The organism is Streptomyces sp. NPDC127108 (genome assembly GCF_042677545.1).
Classification (GTDB): domain Bacteria; phylum Actinomycetota; class Actinomycetes; order Streptomycetales; family Streptomycetaceae; genus Streptomyces.
Window position 1 is genome coordinate 15,845 of sequence record NZ_JBHXTE010000052.1, and the last position, 14,599, is coordinate 30,443.

The following is a 14,599-nucleotide window of genomic DNA, read 5'->3' on the forward strand; positions in this document are numbered from 1 at the left end:
CTCCGGTTTATTCCGGCCGGAATCCCTATTCAATGATGCCTGCTTTACCCAATCCGTTGATCATTACGCTCGCGGTTTTAGGCGCCTTATGAATTAGTTCACCGGGACCTGGTGCGGAATTCTCCGTCCGCTCACCGGCCGCTCACCGCCCGTGTCCGGTAACGATCTTGAACGGGTGATCTTGGCGGGAAGCGGAGGGCCGGACGGCCCCGGGACGGGCTCACGGTGGCCCCGAGCCGTGCAGCCAGAAGGCCCCGTACACCGCGCCGACCACGGCCACCCCGCCCACGACCAGGGCCGCCCGGCTCGTACGCAGCCGCGCGAGCGCCACCGCGAGCGGCAGGAGCAGCGGGAAGGCGGGCATCAGCAGGCGCGGTTTGGAGCCGAAGTAGCCGGACGCGCACAGCGCGAGCACGACGACGATCCCGCAGTAGACCAGCAGCGCGGGCGGCTGGTGCTGCCGCACCCCCTTGACGTACAGCCAGACGAGACCGGCGACGCCGACGATCAGACCGATCCCCGCGAGCGCCCCCGCCGGGGACGTGAACTTCTCGCCGATGAAGCGCGCGAAGGCGTAGCCGCCGTCGAAGCCGTTGCCCCACTGCTTCTGGACGTCGAGGTAGCCGAACAGGCCGTCGCCCGTGCGGTGCCCCACCCACAGCACATAGCCCGCGGCCCCGAGCGGCGCCAGGAGCACGCCGAGCAGCACCCGCCAGTCCCGCCCGACCACCAGCGGCCGCTCACCGGCCCGCTTCCTGCCGTACGCCGCCAGGGCCGCCGCCACCCACACCGCGGCGACCACCGCGGCGCCCACCGGCCGGGTGAGCCCGGCCAGCGAGGCGAGCAGCCCCGCCGTCACCCAGCGCCCGGTCAGGACCGCGTACAGCGCCCAGGCCGCGAGCGCGGTGAACAGCGACTCGCTGTACGCCATCGACTGCACGATGCCGACCGGGAGCACCGCCCACAGCGCGACCGCGCACACCCCGGCCCGGCGGCCGTACACATGCTCCGCGACCGCGAAGATCCCGCCCGCCGCGCACAGCGAGGCGAGCGCGCTCACCACCAGACCCGCGTCCGCGTACGACAGGCCGAACACCGACCCGGCCCGCTCCAGCCACGGCAGCAGCGGGAAGAACGCCAGGTTCGAGTGCACACTGCCGTCCGGCAGCCGCACCTCCCAGCCGTAGCCGAAGTCGGCGACGCGGGTGTACCAGAGCGAGTCCCAGCGGGCGGAGAGCAAGGTGTGCGGACTCTTGCCCGCCGCGGCACCCCACACGGCGAGCACCGCGAGCCCCAGCGCGCGCACCCCGGCGTACACAAAGAGCGCGGGCGCCGCCCGGCGCAGCGCGGCGGCGGTCCGGTGCCCCGTGGCGGGGCGCTGATCAAGATCGGTCACGGGCTCGATTATCGGCTCCCCACCCGAATGCTCGTGACGGCACGAGGGCAGCCGAACATCACCGGCACGGGCGAACGTGGCGCACACCACACCCCCGCGCGGCAACCATGAGAGGTCCGCCACGCGAGCCGGCCGGGGACTCGCGTACGCTGACGGCCACTCGCCGTTCACAGCCGCCACAGCCGGACGACCGGATCCCGTAGGGTCCCGCCGGCCCCCCCACTGGCCGCACTCGCGAGGAATCACTGGGAGGTACGCACATGTCCGGGACGACCACGGCCGCCGCTCCATCCGGCCGTCGGCCCCCCGGCGAGGGCGCCAACCGCTGGGTCGTGCTCGTCGTCCTCTGCGTCAGCCTGCTCCTTGTCGCCGTCGACGCCACCGTCCTGCACGTCGCCGTGCCCGCCGTCACCGAGGACCTCAAGCCCGGCGCGATCGAGCTCCTGTGGATCGTCGACATCTATCCGCTGGTCTGCGCCTCGCTGCTGATCCTCTTCGGCACCCTCGGCGACCGCGTCGGCCGCAGACGCGTCCTCCTCCTCGGCTACGGCCTGTTCGGCGTGGCCTCCGCCGTCGCCGCCCTCGCCGACACCCCGCACGTCCTGATCGCGGCCCGCGCGCTGCTCGGCGTCGGCGGCGCGATGATCATGCCCGCGACGCTCTCGATCCTGCGCCAGGTCTTCCCCGACCGGCGCGAGCGCGCCCTCGCGATCGGCATCTGGAGCGCCGTCGCCGCCGTGGGCGCCGCCTGCGGACCGCTCCTCGGCGGCTTCCTCCTCGAACACTTCTGGTGGGGCTCGGTCTTCCTCATCAACATCCCGCTGATGCTCGTCAGCCTGCCCGTCGGACGCTGGCTCCTGCCCGAGTCGACCGGCGCCCACAACGGGCCCTGGGACGTCGTCGGCGCCCTCATGGCCGCCGGGGGCCTCTTCGGCCTCGTGCTCGGCGTCAAGCGGCTCGGCGGCGGGGAGTCGCCCTTCGGCGCCACCACGCTGCTCTCGCTCCTCGTGGGCGGCGGGCTCCTGATCGCCTTCGTCCGCCGACAGCGGCGCCGACGCCATCCGCTCGTCGACCTCGCCATGTTCACCCGGCCCGCGTTCAGCACGTCCGTGGGGTGCATCGTCCTCGCGATGCTCGCCCTCGTCGGCCTGGAACTCATCGCCGCCCAGTACCTCCAGCTCGTCCTCGGCCTCTCCCCCCTGGAGACCGGCCTCCGCCTCCTCCCCCTCACCATCGCCGCCATGGCCGCCGGCCTCGCCGGATCCCGCATGCTCCAGCGCTTCGGGCCCCGCGCCATGGTCGCCTCCGGCTTCGGGCTCACCGCCCTCGCCGTCGCCGCCCTCACCGCCATGGGCACCGACGACAACGCCCCGCTGCTCCTCACCGGCTTCGTCCTGCTCGGCTTCGGCCTGGAGACCACGCTCTTCGGCGCCTACGAATCCATGCTCAGTGAAGCGCCCCAGACCCAGGCCGGCGGGGCCGCCGCCATCGGCGAGACCTCCTATCAGCTCGGCGCCGGAATCGGCATCGCGCTGCTCGGCAGCGTCATGAACGCCGCGTACGCGCCCGGTCTCTCCTCCGTGCGCGGGGTGCCCGCCGCCGACAGTGCCGCCGCCGGGCACTCGCTCGGTGAGGCCTACGACGTCGCCGATCGGCTCGGCGGGGCGCAGGGCGAGGCCCTGCGGGCGGCCGCCCGGGACTCCTTCGTGCACGGGCTGCATGTGACTCTGCTCGTCAGCGCGGGGCTGTTGCTCCTCGGGGCCCTCGCGGCTCTGCGGTTGCCTCGGGTCATGGAGTGCGGGGGCCCTGCCGGGGAGGTCGAGCCGGGGATACCTGTTCCTCGCGAGGGCGCGGGGGTTCCGGCGGAGTCCTTGCGCTGAGGCCCTCGCGGGGGCGCCCCAGTCCCGCCCCTTTCCCGAAACTGGGGCTCCGCCCCAGACCCCGCTCCTCAAACGCCGGAGGGGCTGAAATTACTTGCCGCAGGGGCTGAAGTTCACCCGCACATTCCCAGCCCGCCCCGGCAACATCTCAGCCCGTCGTGGGGGTCCCCCCTGCTCCTTAAGAGCTTGGGGGAGATTGAGGACGAGGCGCGAAGCGCCGATCCGGCGGGGGTCTGTCCCACCCGCCCGGGACCCCCACCCCCTGGGGTCCAGGGGCGGAGCCCCGGTTTCGGAGAAGGGGCGGGACTGGGGCGCACCGCGAGGCCCCAGGCCCACTCTGGACGTGAGGGATGCCGCGCCGTAGCGTCGACCCGAGCCGCATGTGACTACCAGCGCTAGTTAAGAGCCCGCCGGAGGCCCCGCGATGTCGCCCGCAAGCAGCAGCAACCTGCCCCCCTTCGACCCGACCGACCCCCTGGGCCTGGACGACCTCCTGGACCCGGAGGACCTGGCGGTGCGGGACACCGTCAGGTCCTGGGCGACGGACCGCGTGCTGCCGCACATCGCGGAGTGGTACGAGAGCGGCGAGCTGCCCGGAGTACGGGAGCTGGCCCGGGAGCTGGGGTCGATCGGGGCGCTCGGCATGTCGCTGACGGGCTACGGCTGCGCGGGCGCGAGCGCCGTGCAGTACGGCCTCGCCTGCCTGGAGCTGGAGGCGGCCGACTCCGGGATCAGGTCGCTGGTGTCGGTGCAGGGGTCGCTCGCGATGTACGCGATCCACCGGTTCGGCTCGGAGGAGCAGAAGGAGCGCTGGCTGCCGGGGATGGCTGCGGGCGAGATCATCGGCTGCTTCGGCCTCACCGAGCCGGACCACGGCTCGGACCCGGCGGCCATGCGGACGTACGCGAAGCGGGACGGGACGGACTGGGTCCTGACCGGACGCAAGATGTGGATCACGAACGGCTCGGTCGCGGGCGTCGCCGTGGTCTGGGCGCAGACCGACGACGGGATCAGGGGCTTCGCCGTCCCCACGGACAGCCCGGGCTTCTCCGCGCCGGAGATCAAGCACAAGTGGTCGCTGCGGGCCAGCGTCACCAGCGAGCTGGTCCTGGACGAGGTGCGGCTGCCCGCCGACGCGGTGCTGCCCGGCGTCACCGGCCTGAAGGGCCCGCTCAGCTGTCTGTCGCACGCGCGCTACGGCATCGTCTGGGGCGCGATGGGCGCGGCACGGTCCTGCTTCGACGCGGCCGTCGCGTACTCAAGGACCCGGGAGCAGTTCGGCAGGCCGATCGGCGGCTTCCAGCTCACTCAGGCGAAGCTCGCCGACATGGCGGTCGAGCTGCACAAGGGCATCCTGCTCGCGCACCACCTCGGGCGCCGCATGGACGCCGGGCGGCTGCGGCCCGAGCAGGTCAGCTTCGGCAAGCTCAACAACGTACGAGAGGCGATCGAGATCTGCCGCACGTCGCGCACGATCCTCGGCGCCAACGGCATCTCGCTCGAGTACCCCGTGATGCGGCACGCCACGAACCTCGAGTCGGTGCTCACCTACGAGGGCACCGTCGAGATGCATCAGCTGGTCCTCGGCAAGGCGCTCACCGGGCTCGACGCCTTCCGCTGAGCGCGCGGGCGCGCGGCGGCGGGGCACGGGCACGGCGAGCGGCCTTGCCTCAGCTCTGGTTGAAGAAGCCGTCGGTCCGCTGGGCCGTGGCCTCGCCGCTGACGATCTCCGTGTTGGCGGGGGTCAGCAGGAACACCCGGTGCGCGACCCGGTCGATGGAGCCGCGCAGGCCGAAGATGAGCCCGGCCGCGAAGTCGACGACGCGCTTGGCGTCGCCGGGCTCCATCGACGTGAGGTTCACGATGACGGGCACGCCGTCCCGGAACATCTCACCGATGGCGCGGGCGTCGCGGAAGCTGTCCGGCGTGACCGTGCCGATCCTGTGGCCCTTGTCCTCGGCCACGTCCGACGCGACCTTGACCCGCGGGTCCGTGACCCAGGCCTCGGCCGCCTCGGGGCCGTCGGCCCCGTCGTCTTCGTATCCGTCGTAGTAACGCTCGTCGTTGTTGTCGTCGACGAGGCCAAGCCAGGCACTCGCCTTGCGCACCGATCCCATGGACGCCTCCTCTCGCAGCGGTCTGCTTGCGTTCCGCATCCCTATGGTCGTCCATGATGCGGATGGTGCGCCAAGGGGATAGTCGCCGCGCGGGGTTTTCGTGACGGTACTGGCACACAGTCAATACGGCGACGCGCGTGATTCTTCAAGGGTCTTGCCGTGTACGGCTGCTGACAGTGAGTGAAATATGATTCTTCGCGGCGTATGGGTGACGGACGGTGCGTACGGGTGAACGGACAGGTGAGCGGACGGGTCGATACGATGCCGGAGTTCGCGCACCCAGCGGATCGATCGGACTCATCGGGCTCACGGGGGAGTCGCCTTGTTCGGAATCGTCAGGCCCTGCAGTCACCGTCTCGGGGAGGGGCTGAAGACCCAGTGGATGGCGCATCTGTGCGGGTTGTGTCTCGCGCTGCGCGGTGACCACGGGCAGTTCGCGCGCGTCGTGACCAACTACGACGGGCTCATCATCTCGGTTCTGACGGAGGCTCAGGCCGAGCGGGCCTCCGGCTGGCGGCGCACCGCGGGCCCCTGTCCGCTGCGCGGCATGCGCACCGCCTCGGTCGCCCAGGGCGAGGGCGCGCGGCTCGCCGCGGCCGTCTCGCTCGTGCTCGCCTCCGCGAAGGTCCGCGACCACGTCGTCGACGGCGACGGCCTGTTGGCGCGCAGGCCGGTGGCCGCGGCCGCCCGGCGCGTCGCCGGCAAGTGGGGCCGCGCGGGCGCGAGCACCGGCGCCGACGTGGGCTTCGACACGGCGGTCCTGCTCGACGCCGTCGAACGGCAGGAGGGCATCGAGGCCTTGGCGGGCCCCGGCACCTCCCTGCTCACGGTCACCGAGCCGACCGAGACCGCGACCGCCGCCGCCTTCGCGCACACCGCCGTCCTCGCCGGACGCCCGGGCAACGCGGAGCCGCTGGCCGAGGCGGGCCGTCTTTTCGGGAGGCTCGCGCACCTCCTCGACGCCGTGGAGGACCGGGTGCCGGACGCCGAGGCGGGCGCCTGGAACCCGATCACGGCCCTCGGCACCTCCCGCGCCGAGGCGCGGCGGCTCGCCGACGACGCGCTGCACGGCATCCGGCTCGCCCTCGCCGAGGTGCGGTTCACCGACGCCAAGCTCGCCCACTTCCTGCTCGTGCACGAGCTCGAGCGCTCGGTGGCCCGGGCGTTCGGGACCACCTCGTGCGGGCACCCGCCGCACGAGGTGCGCGGGGCGTCCGCGCACGAGGTGACGGCCCGTGACGGGTCGTACGGATCAGGGCCGTACGGGTCCGGCGGCTCGGGTTCCTACGGGGACGGGTCCGCCTATGGGGCCGGGAACTACGGGGGCGACGCGTACGGCGGCGGGGACTACGGAGGCGGCAATTACGGCGGGAGCGGCGACTGGTCCGGCGGTGAGCCGCCGAAGCCGCGGCGCGGGTTCTGGGCCGGGTGCGCGGTCGCGATCGGGCTGTGCTGCACCTGCCAGCTGTGCTGTGCCAAGGAGTACGAGGGCCCGTGGTCCCGCAAGAAGCGCGAGGGCGCCTGCCGGGACTGCGACTGCGATTGCTGTGACTGCTGCTCGTGCTGTGACTGAGGCGGGGCCTGCCCGGGTGGGTCCGGCGGGCATCCCGGCGGGCTTTCCGGCAGGCTTTTCGGCGGGCGGACCGGTGCGGGCCGCCCGCCGGTGACGTGCCGTCAGTCCTTGATCTCCGGCGGTGAGATCCGGGACTCGTCGATCGCCGAGGCCCGTGTGCCCCACTTCTTCAGGATGCGGTCGTACGTCCCGTCCTCGATGAGCCGATTGACCGCGGCCTGGAACGCGGGCGCCAGCTTCGTGCCCTTCTTGAAGGCGAAGCCCACGTCCAGGCGGTGGAACTCGCCCAGGAACCTCAGGCCCTCCTGCTGCTTCACCGCGTACCGCAGGCCGTTGATCGTGGACATCACCACATCGCTGCGGCCCTGCTGGAGCGAGGGCCAGATCGCGCCGGGTTCGGCGTAGGTCTTCACGCTGTACGGCTTCTTGCCCGCGTCGGCGCACACGTGCTTGTTGTCCTCCAGGGTCACCTCGAAGGTGGTGCCCGCGCCGGTCGCCACGTTCAGGCCGCACAGCTGCGCGAAGTCCGTGATCTTCTTCAGCTTGCTGTCCTCGCGGACGGCGAAGCCCTGGCCGTCGTTGATGTACGTGACGAAGTCGATGGTCCTGCGGCGCTCGTCGGTGACGCCGAAGTTGCCCGTGCCCAGGTCGTACTTGCCGCTGTCCAGGGACGGCAGGATCGCCTCGAAGCTCGCGGTCTCGCGTTTCAGGCCGAGGCCGAGGACCTTGGCGACGGCGTTCGCGAAGTCGATGTCCTGGCCCACGACGGTCTTGCCGTCCGGCAGATAGGCCGAGCCGGGCGGGGTGCCGCCGACGCTGGTGGCGATCCTGAGGGTGCCGCGGGCGCGCACGTCCGCCGGGAGCAGCCGGGCCGCCTTGTCGTCCTTGGCGATGGACGACACCACGTCCGTCGTCGGTAGCTTGCCGCTCTTGCCCGCGGGCGCGGCGCCGCCCGCGTCGTTCGTGGCATCGCCGGAGCCGCACGCCGTGAGCGTCAGGGTGGCGGCGGTGAGCAGGGCGAAGGCCGTGGTGAGGCGGCGGGAGGGCAGGGGTGTGCGCATGGCGTGGTGGTCTCCGGGCTCCGGTGCGGCGCTGCCCGGGGCAGGGCAGAGCGGGGTGCGGCGGTGGTCGTGCGAGGGGAGGGGGCTGCGTAGGCGTACGCATGTGAAGGCAGGGCAACGGCGCGTGGGCGCGCAAGAGTTCGGAGAAGGTGAGACGACTGTCCGCATGATGGAACGCATGGGTGCCGCGCAGGGTGACATACGCGGTGAAAAGGCCCGGATGCGCGGGTGTGACAGGTCGGCTCAGGCGTGCATCAACACGCCGCGGACCACACGCGACCGAAGTCGATGTGGGAGCGCTTGACCAGCCACTGCTGTGGATGCATGAGCCCAAGTGGAACAGGCATCCGTTTCTGCGTCAACTGCCCTGAGACGTACGGCTCATATTCTGGACAGCCTGCCGTGCTGCTTCTGGACAGCCTTGACAACACGTGCGAAGTGCCCCGTAGTCTCAAGAGGCGGACCCGTGCTGAGGGGCTCGGTCCGCGCGGCCCATGTGAAGGCGCCACCCGTCCTGACGGAGCCTTCGCATGTCATCCGACACCCTCGCCAAAGTCGACGTCCGCCCGCCGGACCCGCCCACGGACGACCCCGCCGACCTGCCCGTCGTGGCCCGGCCCCGCGTCGGCCAGTGGATCGCCGCCGCCCTCGTCCTCGTCGCCCTCGCGCTCGTAGCCCAGTCCGTCGCCCGCAATGACGCCTTCCAGTGGGACGTCGTCGGCGACTACTTCACCTCCGCGTCCGTGCTGCGCGGACTCTGGCTCACGCTGTGGCTGACCGGGGTGGTGATGGCGCTCGGCTTCGCGCTCGGCACCCTGCTGGCCCTCGGCCGTCTCTCCGGCAACCCCGTGCTGAGATCGGTCAGTTGGGGCTACGTCTGGTTCTTCCGGTCGATGCCGATCCTGGTGCAGCTGCTGTTCTGGTTCAACATCGGCGCGCTCTACCCGACGCTGTTCGGCGTCAAGACCGTGGATCTCCTCGGGCCCGTCACCATCGCCGTCATCGGGCTCACCCTGCACGAGGCCGCGTACGCCGCCGAGGTCGTGCGCGGCGGCATCCTCTCCGTGGACCGGGGCCAGGTGGAGGCCGCGCATTCGCTCGGGCTCGGGCGTTGGCGGCGGTTCCGGCGCGTCGTGCTCCCGCAGGCCATGCGCTCCATCGTGCCCCCGGCGGGGAACATGCTGATCGGCACCCTCAAGGGCACCTCGATCGTCAGCGTCATCGCCGTGCAGGACCTGCTCTACTCCGTGCAACTGGTCTACCACCGCACCTACCAGGTCATCCCGCTGCTCCTCGTCGCCACGCTCTGGTACGTCGTCGTGACCTCGCTGCTCAGCGTCGGCCAGTACTACGTGGAGCGGCACTACGCGCGCGGCTCGGAGCGGGCCCGATGAACCCCGGTGACGGTGCGGCGGTTCCGTCTGATGCCGCTGAGGCTCCGTCGGCCGGGGTCCCCGCCCTCGTCATCGTCGGCGCGGGCCCCCGCGCCACCGGCATCATCGAGCGCATCGCCGCCAACGCGCCCGAGCTGTACGGGAGTTCGCGCCTGGACATCCACCTCGTCGACCCCTACCCGCCGGGACCCGGCCGGATCTGGCGCGCCGAGCAGTCGCCGCTCCTCTGGATGAACTCGCACGCCGAGGACGTCACGATGTTCACCGACGACACGGTGGAGACAGCCGGACCCGTGCTCCCGGGACCCGCCCTGGACGAGTGGGCGGGCGCCGACGGACAGGTCTTCGCCGACCGCCGCACCCAGGGCGCCTATCTGCGCTGGGTGTACGAGAAGGCGGTGGCCGCCCTGCCGCCCGGCGTCACCGTCCACCACCACGCCCGCCGCGCCCTGCGCCTGACCGGCCCGGCGGACGGCCGCCAACAGGTGTGGCTCGAAGGCACCGACCACCCCCTGCCCGCCGACCTGGTCATCCTCGCCCAGGGCCACCTCGACGCCGACCTCGACCACGAACAGCAGCGCCTCGCCCGCTACGCCCGCCGCCACGGCCTGGTCCACCTGCCGCCCGACTTCACCGCCGACACCGACCTGAGCACCCTCGAAGCGGGCGAGCCCGTCCTGGTCCGGGGCTTCGGCCTGGCCTTCGTCGACCTGATGGTGCTCCTGACCGAGGGGCGCGGCGGCCGGTACGAGGGCGACACCTATGTGCCGTCGGGGCGCGAGCCCGTCCTGTACGTCGGGTCACGGCGCGGTGTGCCCTACCACGCCAAGCTCGGCTACACCTGGGACGACGGCGAACGGCCGCCACTGCCGCGCTACTTGGGCCCGGCGCAGATCGACGAACTCCTGGCGCGCCCCGACGGCTACGACTTCGCCCGCGACGTGTGGCCGCTGATCGAGAAGGAACTGGGCTTCGCCCACTACCACCGCCTGTTCACCGCCCACGCCGAGCGCACCACCATGGCCTGGCCGGACTTCGACGAGAAGTACGCGGTCTGCCCGCCCGGCAGCCCCGAGCTGGCCGCCCTCGTCTCCGCCGCCGTGCCCGACCCGGCCGACCGCCTCGACCTGCGCGCCATCGACCACCCCCTGGACGGCGTCCGCCACACCTCGTACGACGGACTCCAGGACGGCATCAGGGCCTACATCACCGCCGACCTCGCCCGCCGCCACGACCCCGCGCACAGCCCCGACCTGGCCGTCTTCCTCGGACTGCTCTCCGTGTACGGGCAGTTGGTGCGGCTCGGCGACATCGGGCACTGGTGGCACGGCTACTTCAGCTACCTCGCCTCCGGGCCGCCCGGGCCGAGGCTGCGGCAACTGCTCGCGCTCTCGCGGGCGGGGGTGGTGCGGTTCCTCGGCGCGGGGATGACGGTGGCGGCGAGCGGGGGAGCGTTCCGGGCGCGCGGGGCGACCGTGCCCGGGGCGAGTGTGACGGCCCGCGCCCTGGTCGAGGCAAGGCTGCCGCAGCCGACGCTCGCCCGCACCCGCGACCCCCTCCTGCGCGCCCTGCACGAGGAGGGCGTCGCCGAGACCCCCGACGGACTCCTCGCCGTCGACCCCGCCGACGGCCGCGTCCGCGACCGCTCCGGCACCCCCCACCCGCGCCGCTTCGCGCTCGGCCCGCACACCGACGCCCGGGGCGCGGGCGCCTTCACCAGGCCCCGCACCAACAGCCCCTCGTTCCGGCAGAACGACGCCACCGCGCGCGCCGTCCTCACCTTCCTCACGGACCCGGCGCGATGAGCGGCCCCGCGGCCGCCCCCGTACCGGACCGCACCTGCCTGTGCCTGCACGTGCCTGTCCGTGCCTGTCCGTGTCACCGGCCCCCTTCCGGCCGGTACTCGTCGAGAGAGGTTCGCTCCTCATGACCGCATCAGCCGCGTGCCGCGGCCCCCTGCACCTCGCCGCCGCCATCGACCAACCCGGTGCCTACGCCGCCGCCCCGTACACCGAGCTCGCGCTGCTCGCCGAGCGCGGCGCCCTCGACTTCGTCACCCTCGGGGACTCCTTCGCCGAGCACGGGCCCGACGCGCTCGCCGTGCTCTCCCGGATCGCCCCGGCCACCGGCCGCGTCGGCCTGGTGCCGACCGTGACGACCACGCACACCGAGCCCTTCCACGTGCAGGCCGCCGTGGCCACCCTCGACTGGGTGAGCCACGGCCGGGCCGGCTGGGCCGTCGACGTGTCCGTCACCGAGGCCGAGGCACGGCTCTTCGGGCGGCGCCGGGCCGCGCCCGCGGAGGCGCTGTGGCGGGAGGCGGGCGAAGTCGCGGACGTGGCACGGCGGTTGTGGGACAGCTGGGAGGACGACGCCGAGATCCGGGACGTGGCGACCGGACGCTTCATCGACCGGGACAAGCTGCACTACGTCGACTTCGAGGGCGGCACCTTCTCCGTGCGCGGCCCCTCGATCGTGCCGCGGCCGCCGCAGGGGAACCCGGTGGTCGTCGTCGACGCGACCACCGGCCACGCCCGCGAGACGGCCGCCCGGCACGCGGACGTCGCCCTGGTGCGGGCCGCGAGCCCCGAGCAGGCGGGCGCCGCCCGCGCCGAGCTGCACCGGCGCGCCGCCGAACTCGGCCGGGAACCCGGGCAGTTGCGGGTGCTCGCCGCGCTGGTCGTCGACCTCGGCGGCGGCGAGCACGCGGCGCAGCCCGGGCACGGCGGCGGTCCGCTGCCCACCGCCGGGGGCCCGCTGTACCGCGGCGGCCCCGTCGACCTCGCCGACCTCATCGCCGGCTGGCACGGGGCGGGCGCCGTCGACGGCTTCCACCTCACCCCGGTCGAGCCGCGCCGCGACCTGGAGCGCCTGGTCAACGGCACCGTGTCGCTGCTCCAGCACCGCGGCGTGTTCCGCACGTTCTACCCGGGCGCCACGCTCCGGGAGCACCTGGGCCTCGCCCGGCCCGCCAACCGCCACGCCGCACTCGCGGGGGACCCGTCATGACGCCTCGTACGACACCGGAACAGCGCCACACACCTCGTACGACACCGAAACAGATCCACCTCGCCGCCCACTTCCCCGGCGTCAACAACACCACCGTGTGGGCAGACCCCCGCTCCCGGTCACAGATCGAGTTCTCGTCGTTCGAGCATCTCGCGCGCACCGCCGAACGCGGGCTCTTCGACTTCTTCTTCCTGGCGGAGGGGCTGCGGCTGCGCGAGCACAAGGGGCGCGTGCACGACCTGGACGTGGTCGGGCGGCCCGAGTCCCTCACCGTCCTCGCCGCGCTCGCCGCCGTCACCGAACGCCTCGGCCTCGCCGCCACCGTCAACGCCACCTTCAACGAGCCCTACGAACTGGCCCGGCGCCTCGCCTCCCTGGACCATCTGAGCGGCGGCCGCGCCGCCTGGAACGTCGTCACCTCCTCGGACGCCTTCACCGGCGAGAACTTCCGCCGCGGCGGCTTCCTCGACCGCGCCGACCGCTACACCCGCGCCGCCGAGTTCGTCGCGACGGCACGGGAGCTGTGGGACTCCTGGACCCCCGACGGGGCCGACGGGTCCGGTGGCGAGCCACGGCCGTTCGCGCACCGCGGGCGGCACTTCGACATCGCCGGGGAGTTCGGCCTGCCGCGCCCGCCGCAGGGCCACCCCGTCGTGATCCAGGCCGGGGACTCGCCCGAGGGCCGGGAGTTCGCCGCTTCCTCCGCCGACGTCGTCTTCACCCGGCACGGCACCCTGGAGGCGGGCCGCGCCTTCTACGCCGACGTGAAGGGGCGGCTCGCGGCGTACGGGCGCGCGCCGGACGACCTGAAGATCATGCCCGGCGTCACCTTCGTCCTCGGGGACACCGCGGCCGAGGCCCAGGAACGCGCCATCGAGATCCGCCGCCAGCAGGTGTCGCCGCAGAACGCGATCCTGGCCCTGGAGCAGGTGTGGGGCGTCGACCTGTCCGCGTACGACCCCGACGGGCCGCTGCCCGCCATCGACCCGGACCCGGAATCGACGCTCGTGCAGGGCCGGGTGAAGGTCGGCGATCCCCTAGCCGTCGCCGCGAAGTGGCGGGCCCTGTCCGAGGCCAAGGGCCTGTCCATCCACCAGACCGTCATCGAGACGACGTCCCGGCAGTCCTTCATCGGCACGCCCGCCGCCGTCGCCGAGCAACTGGAGGAGTTCGTCAGGGCGGACGCGGCCGACGGCTTCATCCTCGTGCCCCACCTGACGCCGGGCGGGCTCGACGAGTTCGTCGAACGAGTGGTGCCGCTGCTCCAGGAGCGCGGCGCGTACCGCACGGAATACCGGGGCGCGACGCTGCGCTCACACCTCGGGCTGCCCGAGCCCGAATGGAAGGGTTGATCATCATGAGCACGACTGAAGACACGCTGCGGGACTTCAAGGAGTGGCACGAGCTGCGCACGGCCACGGTCTCCGCGCCCTACGGCCCCCTCGCCCTCACCGGCACGCACTGGCTCGCCGACCACCCCGGCGGCACGCTGCCGGGCCTGCCCGGGCAGTGGTCGGACGACGGCGACGAACTCGTCCTGACCGCGACGGCCGACGACGGCATCTCCCTCGACGGGCAGCCCCTCACCGGCACGGCCCGGCTCACGCCCGACGCGGGGCCCGTCACCGCGGCCCGGCTCGCGCTCGGCGAACGGCGCCTGGTGGTGCTGCGCCGCGAAGGACTGTGGGCGGTGCGCGACTTCGACCCGGACGCGGCCGCGCGGGGCGCCTTCACCGGCATCGACGTGAGCGCGTACGACCCGGGCTTCGCGGTCGAGGGCCGCTTCACGCCCTACGAGCAGGACCGCACCGTGCGGGTCGGGAACGCGGACGGCGTGGAGCGGGGGCTCGGGCTCGGCGGTGAACTGGCCTTCACGCTGGCCGGGCAGGAGCACACGCTGCAGGTGAGCGTCGAGGGCGACGGCTCGTTGTGGGCGGTGTTCGCGGACGGCACCAGCGGTGTGTCCAGCTACCGCTTCCGCTTCCTGCGGCCCGCCGCGCCCGACGAACAGGGCCGTACGAGCGTCGACTTCAACCGGTCGCTGCTGCCGCCGTGCGCCTTCGCCGACCACTTCATCTGCCCCTTCCCGCCGCCCGGCAACACCCTCACCGCCGAGATCCCCGCCGGGGAACGGAACCTTTCCCGCCGCTGATACGTCTGACAGGACGC

General features: G+C 72.8%; 11 protein-coding genes. 8 read left to right on the forward strand and 3 right to left on the reverse strand.

What is annotated here, in order from left to right:
* Positions 1-220: 220 nt before the first annotated feature.
* Positions 221-1,396 (reverse strand): glycosyltransferase family 39 protein, encoded by a 1,176-nt coding sequence (locus ACFVHO_RS33785; protein ID WP_385723213.1) that lies wholly within the window; start codon positions 1,394-1,396, stop codon positions 221-223.
* Between the two features lie 260 nt (positions 1,397-1,656).
* Here ACFVHO_RS33785 and ACFVHO_RS33790 point away from each other — a divergent pair, with 260 nt between their 5' ends.
* Together ACFVHO_RS33790 and ACFVHO_RS33795 are read left to right on the forward strand one after the other, a co-directional pair.
* Entirely contained in the window at positions 1,657-3,276 is a 1,620-nt protein-coding gene (locus ACFVHO_RS33790; RefSeq protein ID WP_385723216.1) for an MFS transporter, read from the forward strand.
* Positions 3,277-3,700: 424 nt separating this feature from the next.
* On the forward strand, positions 3,701-4,897 hold the full coding sequence (locus ACFVHO_RS33795; RefSeq protein ID WP_385723218.1) for an acyl-CoA dehydrogenase family protein: 1,197 nt from the start codon (positions 3,701-3,703) through the stop codon (positions 4,895-4,897).
* A 49-nt stretch (positions 4,898-4,946) separates the two neighbouring features.
* Here ACFVHO_RS33795 and ACFVHO_RS33800 read toward each other — a convergent pair whose 3' ends face one another.
* The gene (locus ACFVHO_RS33800; RefSeq protein ID WP_380852295.1) at positions 4,947-5,393 is read right to left on the reverse strand and encodes a cell division protein SepF; all 447 of its coding nucleotides are present in this window, start codon (positions 5,391-5,393) and stop codon (positions 4,947-4,949) included.
* Between the two features lie 322 nt (positions 5,394-5,715).
* Between ACFVHO_RS33800 and ACFVHO_RS33805 the strand changes: the two genes are divergently transcribed.
* Positions 5,716-6,966: a DUF5685 family protein gene (locus ACFVHO_RS33805; protein ID WP_385723221.1), complete on the forward strand. Its 1,251-nt coding sequence runs from the start codon at positions 5,716-5,718 to the stop codon at positions 6,964-6,966.
* Positions 6,967-7,067: 101 nt separating this feature from the next.
* Here the strand turns inward: ACFVHO_RS33805 and ACFVHO_RS33810 are convergent, their stop codons facing one another.
* A complete protein-coding gene (locus ACFVHO_RS33810) occupies positions 7,068-8,027 on the reverse strand; it encodes an ABC transporter substrate-binding protein (protein ID WP_385723224.1) in 960 nt (319 codons plus the stop codon).
* Between the two features lie 530 nt (positions 8,028-8,557).
* Between ACFVHO_RS33810 and ACFVHO_RS33815 the strand changes: the two genes are divergently transcribed.
* The 5 genes from ACFVHO_RS33815 (at position 8,558) to ACFVHO_RS33835 (ending at position 14,582) form a co-directional block, all read left to right on the forward strand.
* On the forward strand, positions 8,558-9,421 hold the full coding sequence (locus ACFVHO_RS33815; RefSeq protein WP_385723227.1) for an amino acid ABC transporter permease: 864 nt from the start codon (positions 8,558-8,560) through the stop codon (positions 9,419-9,421).
* On the forward strand, positions 9,418-11,226 hold the full coding sequence (locus ACFVHO_RS33820; protein ID WP_385723229.1) for an FAD/NAD(P)-binding protein: 1,809 nt from the start codon (positions 9,418-9,420) through the stop codon (positions 11,224-11,226). Before ACFVHO_RS33815 ends, ACFVHO_RS33820 begins: the two co-directional genes overlap by 4 nt.
* Positions 11,227-11,347: 121 nt before the next feature.
* A complete protein-coding gene (locus ACFVHO_RS33825; protein WP_385723232.1) occupies positions 11,348-12,430 on the forward strand; it encodes an LLM class flavin-dependent oxidoreductase in 1,083 nt (360 codons plus the stop codon).
* Entirely contained in the window at positions 12,427-13,782 is a 1,356-nt protein-coding gene (locus tag ACFVHO_RS33830; RefSeq protein WP_385723234.1) for an NtaA/DmoA family FMN-dependent monooxygenase, read from the forward strand. The genes ACFVHO_RS33825 and ACFVHO_RS33830 overlap by 4 nt, the downstream gene beginning before the upstream one ends.
* A 5-nt stretch (positions 13,783-13,787) precedes the next feature.
* Complete coding sequence (locus ACFVHO_RS33835; RefSeq protein ID WP_385723236.1) at positions 13,788-14,582, forward strand: DUF1684 domain-containing protein; 795 nt, start codon at positions 13,788-13,790, stop codon at positions 14,580-14,582.
* The last annotated feature ends 17 nt before the right edge of the window (positions 14,583-14,599 follow it).